5 protein-coding genes are annotated in these 12,373 nt (G+C 44.8%); all 5 read left to right on the top strand.

Translation table 11 applies throughout. The features are described from left to right. Positions 1-93: 93 nt before the first annotated feature. The 5 genes from MKY95_RS16500 (at position 94) to MKY95_RS16520 (ending at position 12,262) form a co-directional block, all read left to right on the top strand. Entirely contained in the window at positions 94-1,815 is a 1,722-nt protein-coding gene (locus MKY95_RS16500) for a histidine kinase (protein ID WP_339193402.1), read from the top strand. Beyond that, positions 1,815-3,425, top strand: coding sequence for a response regulator (locus MKY95_RS16505; protein ID WP_047843079.1), 1,611 nt, complete (start codon positions 1,815-1,817; stop codon positions 3,423-3,425). The genes MKY95_RS16500 and MKY95_RS16505 overlap by 1 nt, the downstream gene beginning before the upstream one ends. Positions 3,426-3,521: 96 nt before the next feature. Then, the gene (locus tag MKY95_RS16510) at positions 3,522-5,753 is read left to right on the top strand and encodes an FAD-dependent oxidoreductase (RefSeq protein WP_339193403.1); all 2,232 of its coding nucleotides are present in this window, start codon (positions 3,522-3,524) and stop codon (positions 5,751-5,753) included. A 17-nt stretch (positions 5,754-5,770) separates the two neighbouring features. Further along, positions 5,771-6,979, top strand: coding sequence for a GDSL-type esterase/lipase family protein (locus tag MKY95_RS16515; RefSeq protein ID WP_339199986.1), 1,209 nt, complete (start codon positions 5,771-5,773; stop codon positions 6,977-6,979). A 219-nt stretch (positions 6,980-7,198) separates the two neighbouring features. Beyond that, entirely contained in the window at positions 7,199-12,262 is a 5,064-nt protein-coding gene (locus tag MKY95_RS16520) for a hypothetical protein (protein WP_339193405.1), read from the top strand. Positions 12,263-12,373: the final 111 nt, after the last annotated feature.

The raw sequence follows: 12,373 nt of genomic DNA on the forward strand, positions 1-12,373 counted from the left end.
TGGCTATTCGTAGCCCCTCTCTTTATTAGCATATGCTATTCTTAGTTTAAAACGGAACTAAAAGGAAGATGATGGATGCGAAGAAGAATCAGCTTGCCTTTAAAATTATTTTTTATCGTGTTTGCCTTTGTATTAGGCTGCATCATCTTGATAAGCCAATTGTCTTATCGCTATGTCCAAAAGGAAATAAGAACCAATGACATTTTTTACACCAATCAAATATTAGACAAGGTTGACCAGTATTTTACCGTTAATTTTTCCTCTTTCCAGACGATTCTCTTCTCAGTTGAAACATCAGTGAAAGCCAACATTAACAATACCGAAGTGATTAAAAAGCAATTAAGGGAGCTGTATGAACTCAACAGTATTTATGTCAGTAATATTTATTTGATTAAAAGTGATTTATCCATTCTGGGTGGAAGTACACCTACTCGAATATTCGATGAACCTTTATCTGAAAGAGCACCTTTATTTGATGCGGCTGACAAAAATAGAAGGACTACCTTTGTTAGTGAACCTTACAAATCGAAGTATTCTGGCTGGACCGTTACGATGGTTCGATATCTGAACGGTGCTCCGTTTCCTATGGCCATTGCGGTTGATTTGGATCTAAATGCCATTGAAGAAACCTTGTTCAAGATTAATAAACAGGAACAAATGAATCTGGCTCTGATCACTGCGTCAGGTAAGATCATTGCCGGATTTTCTGAAAATAAAGGACCTCTGAATATTCAAGATCATTCTTTTTCGATTGGAGAGACGTCAGCGGAAGAAATTCTGGATACGACAGAAACAAACCTTCAACTGTATTCCAACGACGGTATTCCGGTCTCCCTTTTGAAAAAACCAACGGAGAAGTTCAACTGGACCATCATCTCGATCAACGATGAATCACGCTTAAAAGCAGCGTTGTCCAGATTGGAAACCTATTACCTCGAGTTGCTCGCTGCAGGTCTTCTTTTAAGTTTGTTCATTTCTTTTTTGGTTGCCAAATATATAAGAAAACCACTCTATACGCTCAAAACAAAAATGAAGCAGGTGGAACAAGGTATCCTTACAACAACAGTTACGATTAATCGAAACGATGAGTTTGGCGATCTTTCACGAGCATTCGATCGTATGCTGCAACAAATTGTGGAACTGATTCGCCGGGCCGAGCTTCATAATGAACTTGAGCGGAAGCTGGAAATCCAAGTGTTACAGTCTCAAATAAACCCACATTTTCTGTATAACACACTTGGTTCAATCAGCAATGTGATACGTCTCGGACAAATAGAGAAAGTAGATGTGGTGATCGGGTCACTAATTTCATTATTGGAGTACGGGATAGACGACGCTTCAGAGAAGGTTTCCCTACGCCAGGAATTACGCAATGTAGCAGACTATATTGAGATCCAGAACATTCGGTATAACCGAAACTTCCACTTGATTGAAAATATCGAAGCAGGACTGATGGATTTCCCAGTTTTCCGAATGCTGCTACAGCCCCTTGTCGAGAATAGTATCTTCCATGGTTATAACGGAGGGGGAATTGAGGGACCAATTACGATTCATGCGTACAGGGAGGACGGCATCGTCATCATCGAAGTTATTGATCAAGGAGAGGGAATTCCAGCTGATAAAATAAAACATATTTTAATCTCAGAACCGAGTGAAGAGGAAGTAAAAAGGAAAAGAATCGGACTGAATAATATTCATGGGCGAATAAGACTCCACTACGGAGATCAATTCGGGCTGGATATCATTAGCATACCTAAGGAAATAACCCGTATACGCGCTGTATTCCCGGCAGAATTGCCAAAAGGAGATGCATAATGGGGAGAGACTATACCTGCTTCATTGTTGACGATGAAGACCTGATCATTCAACGATTGGAATTGTTTTTTAATGAGCTCTCTCATAGGGATAGACGTTTTGTTCTGGTGGGAAAAGCGAATAATGGGCTGAATGGGATCGAGGAGATCATAAAACTTAAACCGGATATCGTCATATCCGATATTGTAATGCCGCGAATGGACGGAATCTCCATGATTGAGCAGCTCAAGGCGGAGCTCCCCCATACCCAATACATACTGCTGACCGCCTATTCATCCTTCGAATACGCTCAGCGAGCGATTCAAGCCAACGTATTAGAGTACATTGTAAAGGTTCCGCTGCGGGAAGCCGATTTGAATCGAGCGTTGGATAAGGCAGCCGGAATTTTAAATGAGTTTGAGAAAAAAGAGGCGGAGTTTCACTCATTAAACGTATCCGTGCTTGAAAATAAATACAGAGTCCGCAAGCAATTTTTTAACGAATTGATCCGAGGTGAAATTCCTTCTCATCGGGCATCGGATTTTGCCAATCGCATGCAGTTTCATTTCTTTCAAGCCAACTATTGCTGCTTCATCGTTGAGATGAATACGTATGAAAGTTTCCGAAATGAATACGCGGCCGCAGATCAAAACATCTTGAAGTATGCGATAACAAATATCATCGAAGAAACGGTGATGAATGGTAGCAGTGGCGTAGCTGCGGATCTCTCCGATAATCGTTTTATTGGCTTTTTATCTTGGGAAAATAACCGCAGTGATATGGAAACGGAATATGCTTGTTTATCTTTGGGAGGGCAGATCATCTCTCATTTGCATCAATATTTGAATAAAAGGGTATCTGTCGCTTTTGGAAGTCCACACCGAGGTTGGGAATCGATCAAACAGGCGTACACGGAAGCTAAAAATGTGAGTGAGGATTTCTATTATCATACCGAAAAAGTCGTAAAAACACCGATGCATCGGTTCCAATACCATAATGACAAAAAAGCAGATTTTCAACAGAAGCTGGCTGATTTTCTTATACGGCTGAAGAGGAAGATTTCCAAGGAAGAGCTGGATAATGCACTTGCCGATCTGTCGCAATTTGTTACGGACCATAAAATTCACAAGTCTATCATGGCGCCAATGATTAGAGACTTGTACAGAGACATTACCGTGAAGTTTAAATCAGGGAATAAGATGGCCACGGAAGTTCCAGACTTCCCCATGGAATTTATGGCTTTTCAGGAGCAACTCGCCTATATTGGCGATTTCACATTCGAATACGTGCATGCGGGCCAACTATTACATCGTGCAGAGATCATGAGTGCTATGCATTATATAGAGACAAACTTGAAACAACGTTTAACGCTGGAGGCAATTGCGGAGGAAGTGAATCTAGCGCCATCGTATTTTAGCAGCTTATTCAAAAAAACAATGAACGAAGGCGTGATCAGCTACATTAACCGTAAAAAAATCCATCTCGCCCTCGAGTTGTTAAACGTTCGAGATTATTCTTTATTGGAATTGTGCGAGGAAGTAGGCATCGTCAATGAAGGGTACTTTTGCAAACTTTTTAAAGAATATACGGGGGATACACCTAAGCAATATCGGATAAAAATGACACGGTAGGAATTCAAATAAGGATACAAAAAATGTATGATTTTTTCGCGAAATCCTGTAAAAAAAAAGGGGTCAAAACCATTACCATGATAGGAGCATCTAATCATGGAGGTTATCAAAATGGAGCTTATGAAATCAGATGTAACCGTCATAGGTGGAGGAATTGCCGGGATATGCGCTGCCATTGCTGCCGCACGCCAAGGGTTGCTGGTTTCACTTATCAATGATCGGCCAGTTCTGGGTGGAAATGCGAGCAGCGAGGTCAGAGTTCACATTAACGGGTCTGCATATCTCGGAAATAGTCCATCCTATTATGCTCGCGAAGGCGGGTTGGTGGAAGAACTCAAACTGAAGATCTTTCATTATAATCCGTTATACAACAAAAAACTTATGCTTTCACTTTCGGATACGGTCTTGCTTGACATGGTGTATGATGAGCCCAACATTTCTCTATTTCTGAATACATGTGTACATGAAACGGGCATGGAGAACGGCAGAATTCAATGGGTGGAGGGCCTTCAATTGGCTTCAGAGAGAAAATTTCGTTTTGAAAGCCCGACCTACATTGATTGCTCCGGCGATGGAATTGTTGGATATCAATCAGGTGCTCACTTCCGATGGGGAAGAGAGGCGAAGCATGAATACCAGGAGGAGCTCGCTCCAGAAGTGGCGGATCATTACACCATGGGTGATACGATTCTGTTTCAAGCCCGTGACGTAAACTATTCCGTTCCTTACAAAAGGCCAGGCTTTGCGTATGATATTACGAAGCTGGAGTTTTTTGATAGTATCAGAAAAGGATTAAACCATCGGTCTTTTCCAAGGAAAATCAACGGGCTTGGCGGATTGTGGTGGCTGGAATACGGCGGACATATGGATATTATCAAGAATAATGAAGACATCGCATTGGAACTGCGGAAATTGGTATACGGGATATGGGATTATATCAAAAATAGCGGTGAGTTTGATGATGTGGACAATCTCATTTTGGATTATGTATGCCCGATTCCGGGGAAACGAGAGTCGAGGCGGTTTATAGGGGAACACATGCTGGCTCAGAACGATCTTACAGCAAAGACTCATTTCGAAGATGCGGTATCCGTCGGAGGTTGGTATATGGATCTGCATGCAAATAAAGGCATCTACGATGAAGGGCCGGCTACAGCATGGAATTTTGTGCCGGGATTGTATAATATCCCGTTTCGCAGCTTGTTTTCACGTAATATCCCAAATCTCATGTTTGCTGGCCGTAATATAAGCGCTACTCATGTGGCTTTTGGATCTACAAGGGTCATGGCAACTTGTGGTTGTATGGGGCAGGCGGTAGGAACGGCTGCTGCGTTATGCGTAAAATATGATACAGACCCTGCTGCCATCGTCAAAGCACATATGGATGAGCTTCAGACGCAGCTACTTCGAGACGGGCAAACAATTGTAGGCTTCCAAGAGCCGTTAGATCCTTATTTTGCTGACGAATTAACGATACGTGCATCGTCTCAGCGAAGCTATGAACAACTTCATCCAACCGAAGAGATCTCCTTGGAAAAAGCGTTATGTTTGGTCTTGCCGATCCAGACATCCGTAGCAGAAAGCGTGCAGATCAAAATTAAAAATAGTTCCGAGCATTCGGAAACGTTGCAAGTGAAGCTGTTTGGCGGGGATCGAAAGGAAAACTATATTCCTACCAGCGAGCTGAAGGGCTACAACTTGGTGATTTCAGCGGGTCACGATGACTGGATTACACTGGACCTCAACTGCAAGAAGCCAGCAGACGACAAAATCTACATCGTATTGGAAGGTACGACGGGCCTTACTGTACAGAGCAATGAGGAGAAAATGACAGGAGCGGTGAGCTTCCTTTATAAGCCGGAAGAGCCGTCCAGACTGAAGAAGCTTAACAAGAGCATTTGCTTCAAGGATCTAAAACCATCCCAGGATATGTATAATCCCGCGAATGTCGTCAACGGCTTCTCCAGACCTTATGGTCTGCCTAACGGCTGGATTTCTGAACGTACGGAAGGACAGGAATGGTTGGAATTTGGTTTTGCAAGCCCCAAGAATCTGGATGAAATCCATCTTGTTTTTAATTCGCAGCTGAATTTGGAGCATTTCGACGATCCAATCGAGTCGTTGATTCAAGATTATGATGTGACTTTAACTTTGGAAGACGGAACCGAGAGTGAAATTAAAGTCCGTGGGAATTATCTTTCGTTGAACAAACATCAGGTGTTTGCACAAGGTGTAACCCACATCCGGTTTGATTTCTGTGCAACGTATGGTTCGCCTTATTATGAAGTGTTTGCTGTAAAACTTTATGCTCCTAATAACGCTAAGTGAGGGCGGGTGAAGTCGTGATGAAGGAATTTTTCCCACGAAGAGGGCTACCTAATGTCATTCAGAAGTTGGAAAATGGAGAAACCGTGACCATCGTTTATTTCGGCGGTAGTAATACACGTTCGAAAGGATATAGGGTCATGACGGCGGATTGGTTGCGAGGGCAATATCCCCATGCCGATATCCACGCTGTGAACGCAGGCATTGATGGGACAGGATCGGACCTCGGCTGCGCCCGTTTAGAGACAGATGTGCTTCGTCATCAGCCTGATCTCGTATTTGTTGAATTCGTTGGCAACGATGGCGGAGTGCCCGAATCCAAGGCGCGGATCGAAGGCATTGTCCGACAGATTCGCAAGCGCAGCCAGTTTATCGATATCCTGTTTGTATATACGATCAAGGAGCGGGACTTGACCTCATTTCAATCCGGCGAGTACCAGAAGGGCGCTCTTATGCAAGAGGAAGTCGCCGACTATTACGGCATTCCTTCCATTCATCTGGGCGTAGCGGTCAGTCAATTGGTTTCGGATGGAAAGCTTATTTTTACTTCAAGAGCAGACGTGTCCATCCCCGGAGCCGTTATTTTCACGCATGATTCGATCCATCCGACGATTCCCGAAGGACACCAGATCTACACAGACACCATCATTCGTTCGTTTGAGAAAATGAGCGAACTTCGAGATCACGTGGGAAAAGTCGAACATCACTTGCCGCAGGACCCCTTGGTCCCGGCCAATCCTTGGGAGTATGCAACCATGTTGCCACTGGATCGTCTTACTCATTTTTCCGCAGGGTGGTCTTACATGACCTCTGATGATTTTCCTTTAGTGCGTGAGTATGATTGGTTGTTCCCCGGATTATGGCGAGCAGTTGATGCAGGAGAGGCGATCACAGTGGAGTTTGAGGGAACCCACATCGGCTTATTTGATATCGGGGGGCCGGATTCTGGCCGATTGAAGGTGTCGGTGGATGGAGGAGAACCCTTCCTTATTGATCGATTCACACCCTATAACGATCATAATCGAAATCAATATGTTTTCTTGCCGGAACTACCAAATGGGAAACATACAGTTTGCTTCGAGATCGATCACAAGAAAACTGACAAAGCGGCCGTGTTTGAGGCAAGTGGCAATGAACGAAGTATGGAACATGTTCGGCAGCATCAAGCTTGGTATGATCAAACGGTCATTCAGCTAGGAAAATTGTTATTGGTGCAGCCGCCATTATAATTGATGGGTTCACTTGGAAGACCTATATTCTATCTGACTGCTACTGAGCAATCAATTAGGATGTAGGTTTCTTTTTTTACTTAAAATCGTATAAGAAATTCTTAAAATGAAAGAAATTTCACCGTAATCTAACATGCTAAGATAAAAACGACAGAGCGGGATTAGGCAGATAACTCATTTTTGGAAGCGTTATCATTATGAGGAGAGGCTGTGAATTGTATGGTCAAAAGGAAGCTGTTTTTCTTCATCGTTTTCATGTTGACGGTCGTAGTTCCTTCCAGCCTGATCGGAATAAGGACCGCTTATGCGGAGACCTTACCTTATCAGACGATTATCATCGATGACGGGAGTATCAAGATCAATGATGTTGTGACACCTGATGCGGGTAACGAGAACAATGGATATGCGGCTCCGAATTGGACTACAAGCACAGGGGTGAAGGGGTATGATCTTTCCAGCACCAAATATACGAGTACAGCAGGCAGAACGATAACATGGAATCCACGCTTGGAAGAAGGAACCGCGAAAATATCGTTCTATAAGCTGGATTGGGCGGATAAGGCTGATAGCAATGTAAAAATCGAAATTGTTCATAATGGAACAACGGATGTAGTCTTTATGGATCTAAGACCCTCATCTGGCGCTCCAGCAGGGTGGGTTGATTTGGGAGAGTACTATTTTTCTGGAGTTGGTGAAGAATTCGTTCAATTGACCCGTTCTACCGGCACCACAAACACGATCCTTACACGCGCGGATGCGGTCAAGTTCGAAGGGAATATAACGCAGAAAGAGCCACATAAGACAATCATCATTGATGATGGGAGCCTCACAATTGATCATGTCGTTACGGTTGATTCCGGCAACGCTAATAACGGATTCTCCGCTCCATATTGGAGCACAAGCGCGGGAGTGAAGGGATACAATAATTCCAGTTCCAAATTTACAGACGCTGTAGGTAGAAGCATCACCTGGAATCCACGCTTGGAAGCAGGGACGGCGAGAATATCGTTTTATAAGCTGGATTGGGCGGATAAAGCAGATAGTAATGTGAAAATTGAGATTGTTCATAACGGGATTACGGATGTTAAGTTTATGGATCTAAGACCTTCGTCAGGTCCATCGGTTGGATGGGTGGATCTGGGGGAGTATGAGTTTAGTGGTAATGATAGCGAATTTGTCAGGCTGACTCGAACACAGCCTTCTACGGGTACAATTATTACGCGGGCTGATGCAGTCAAGTTCGAGGGGAATATCCGTCAACAAGCACCACCGTTGCCCCCGCTAAGAAGCCGTACCTTAGCAAATCTCAGTTACACAGAGAAAGGCAGCATCGAAAATGCGAACTACAAGGCAACCTTCTATGAGGCAGCATGGGATGGAGGCAAATCTATCGTTCGTGACATGTTCTACAAGAACACGGACATGGGAAACTGGATGCCAATCAATAATGAATCGGAAAGACTTGAGGAGCAATGGGTTTTATTAGATGGGAACGCGGGCAGCCGAACCAATTACTACGATACGATGAACAAGCGCTGGATTACATTCGACGGGGTCCATTTTCCCGACAGCCAGACGGCGGTATTAACCGATTCTACGCATGGCAGTGATTACGATTTTGAAGTGAACTGGTCCATGGCAGGGGATAAACCAGATGTTTCTTTTGCCTTTACGCCTCGCCGCGACGGCAATTATGTGATTGGATATCAGTCCTTCACAACAGAGGCAGTCTCGGGGATCAATGAAGTGTTAAATGGATTCCGGTCACATGCCAAAATGGTAGGTACAGTGGAATCAACAAGTTTAAGAGAGCTGAGCGCTCCGATGAGCCTGGTTGAGAAAAATGATGGTGCGGGAAATCCATTGACCTATGGCGTATTTGTACCTACGACAGAGCTTCCGGTTGAATTTGAACCGACGGGAGGCGTGACGAAACAACGGCTTGGCATGAGCCTGGTTAACAACGAAGGCAGCGTGCAGCCCATCCTGTATGCGCCTCAATTAGGGACTTATTCGCAAATGACCGCAGAAAGCACTTATCAATTTCATATGGGGCTAATCGCTCAAAAAAGCAATCTATATGAGTCCTACGTGGATATTCTTCGCAATGAGTACGATTATTCGGCATACCGGGAAAATGTGTCAGATCAGTCGCTTACTGACGCGATGTTTAATATGATTGATCTCCTTAAAATTGAGCCGCAAGGGGACGACTCTGTTAATTATGTCCCATCACCCAGCGGGTGGTGGAGCCGTGCCAAGGGTTTTATTGATATCGAAAACGAGGATAGCGTCCGAACAAGCTCAAATGCGGTTCTTTTGGGGGCTTACTATTTGACTGGAGATGACCAGCTATACGATACGAGAGCACTGCCGTCCGTCCAGTATGGCGTATCGCGAAACGGTATCGGTTGGTCGCCAACGCAGAAGAAAGTATACGGTGTGCCTTCTTTATGGAAAATGGCTACTCTGCCATTCGATGTTTCAAGCGTAGCCGCTGTTAATCAGATGATGGGCACTTCGGCAGGCATTGGTGCACTCGCTCAGGAAGAGTACCTTGTGCGTGACCCGGATCAGAAAGACCGCGGGCCTGTCATTCAGCCCCTGATGATGTATCGGATGACGGGAGATGCACAGTATTTGCAAGCTGCGAAGGATGCAGCCGACAGTTATATCACGCAACATATCGATATGCCTGCATCCGTTGATGTGAGTAAAAATGAGTTCATTTATTATTATAGCAAGCTGTGGATGGAGATCTTGGAGCTATATGAGGAAACTCAGGATTCCAAATACTTGGATGCCGCCTATAAGGAAGCCAAACGGTATGCAACGATGTTTGTTGCTCGTCCAGTTCCTGAAGGTGACGTTACGATTCCGCAGCCGGAGACATATAATTATGCGGAGTCGTTCCATTGGCCGGAAAGTGGTAAATTTCAATATCCTAGGCTCAAGCTTCCCGAAGATATTGCCGGAGGTGTTCAAGCGGAGCGTTGGCTGGTTTCACCGAGCGGATTGACGTTTGAAGCAGGAAGTACAACCGGCTATTATCGGATGAATGCTCAGGAAGCTCCGTTCATGCTGAGATTGTCGCTTTATACAGGGGATGAACTGTTGCAGGATATTGCTCATAATGCGGTTATTGGACGATATTCCAGTTATCCAGGTTATTATTATAAAGGCTTCGCCGTTAGCCAACTTGAACCGGACTTTCCTCTGGAAGGCCCAAGCGGGGCTACATCCATCTATTATCACCATATCCCGGGGCAACTCGGGCAAACGATGGATTATTTGATCAGCGAACAATCATTGAAATCAAACGGCAGTATTACGTTTCCTTCCGTTTTTGAAACGAATTTTTTATGGTTCAAATATCATCTCTATGGGAATAAACCAGGTCAATTTTATGGTAATTCGGACGTTTGGCTCTGGATGCCTAAGGGGATTATTAAGACCAACCATCCTCAATTGAATTGGATAACGGGTGAGAGCGGGGATAAATTCTACATCGGATTAAGCAATGCATCGTCTGAAGAAGTTCAGACTCCGATTGAATTGAATGAACAGATCATTGGATTCAACCCGGCACAGGATTATACCGTAACGATCATCCGCGACAATGGCACACCAGAGCAAACGGTAATGAGTGGCGGAATCATTCAAACCACGGTTTCAGGCAAGGGCATCACCGCGATCATTGTAGAAGGACTTAACATTAATGTGCCGCTGCATCAGGTTAGAACGGCTGATACATCGGGTGCAAGCTATTTCTTTGATACCCACAGTCCAATTGATGCTGTTAAAGGCATGCTGATGGTTAAGCCCGACGAAACGGTTTATGATGCTTATGTGCAGGCCAAAACGACAAAACCAGCGACAATTCATTATTCCTTGGATGGCGGGGCCACGTACACGACCATCCCAGATACGATATACCCGATGGAATGGTCGATACGAGTGAATGATCTATCCCAAACTTTCACGTATTACGTGGAATCGGAGGGGAAACAGACCAACAAGCGTACACTTTATCTGCCTGATCAGGTAACGGAAACTCCAGTCCAACCCGATGGGCAGGATAGTTCAACCATCATTGTGGATAATACAGAGGCCGAGACAGAAGGCGTCTGGATAAGGGATACGACGGCTAACGATTATTATTATGATAACTATGTGTATGCCAAATCTACGACCGGCACAGCGACAAGCAAAATGAGATGGCGGCCTGAGCTTCCAGAAAGTGTCACTTACAGTGTGTATTATAAGATTCCGCAAATCACGGCTGCGAGTGAAAATTGGGCAACAAATGTCTCATTTACCGTTTATCATAGCGGAGGCTCCGATACGGTGACAGTTGATGAGACAACAGCGAATGGTACTTGGGTGCACCTGGGGGATTATCCTTTTGCTGCAGGCGATAGCGGGTACGTGGAACTAACCAATAAGGCCAATAAGTCCAGAGTCGTTGCCGATGCAATCATGTGGGTGGACCCAAACAGGGTACCGCAATTGGAGTCTGCTGTGATCCTGTCCGATCGGAACGAGCTGCAGATGACTCAAACCGCACAACTGAGCGTAACCGGTTATTTGGATAACGGTTTGGTCGGTGATCTTACACAGGCCAATGTGCAGTATTTCGTTGATCGTACGGATCTGGCTGAAGTGAATAGCAGTGGGGTGCTGACTCTTCTTAATCTCGATGGGGATACGGATCACATTGGGGTATGGGCTACGGTTACGATTGACGGAGTGACCTTAACCACACCGCCTTTGAATATCACGATCAGGGACCTAACGGTTATCGTCGATAGTACAAATACAACGGGGTTATACACGACAGAAGGGTCGTGGAGCCAAAGCAATTTAGCCGGATACAAAATTGGTGTTAAATCCCGCTATTCAACAGTTCAAGACTCATCAGCAACGTGGAAAGGCGAGTTTCCAGAAGGTAAATATACGGTCTCGATCTATAAACTCGTCCATACGACAGCAAACGATAACAATGTCAAAGTGGAAGTGAAGCATAAGACGGGTACTGAGGTCACCTATATGGATGCAACGACCGGATCATCGGGTTGGGTTAATCTGGGGACGTTCGACTTTACGGGCGACGGCAGCGAGTATGTCCGGTTAACCAGAGTTACGCCTACAACGGTAGACCCACCAACGCTTCCTGCGGATATGATCTATACGAGGGTTGACGCAGTTATGTTCGAACGGCATTCTGATGATTCGGAGATGCTTGCCAATGAGGTGCAAGGTGAACCGACACTTTCTGAATGAGGGCAGTGAATTATGAATGGAAGTGGAACAACGGTAAGTGATGTTATACAAATGATTGTAAAATAACGCAAAGAGCCGAGTGGATCAAAACGATCCATTTGGCTCTTTGTG

It is taken from the genome of Paenibacillus sp. FSL P4-0176, assembly GCF_037975265.1.
Taxonomy (GTDB): Bacteria; Bacillota; Bacilli; order Paenibacillales; family Paenibacillaceae; genus Paenibacillus; species Paenibacillus amylolyticus.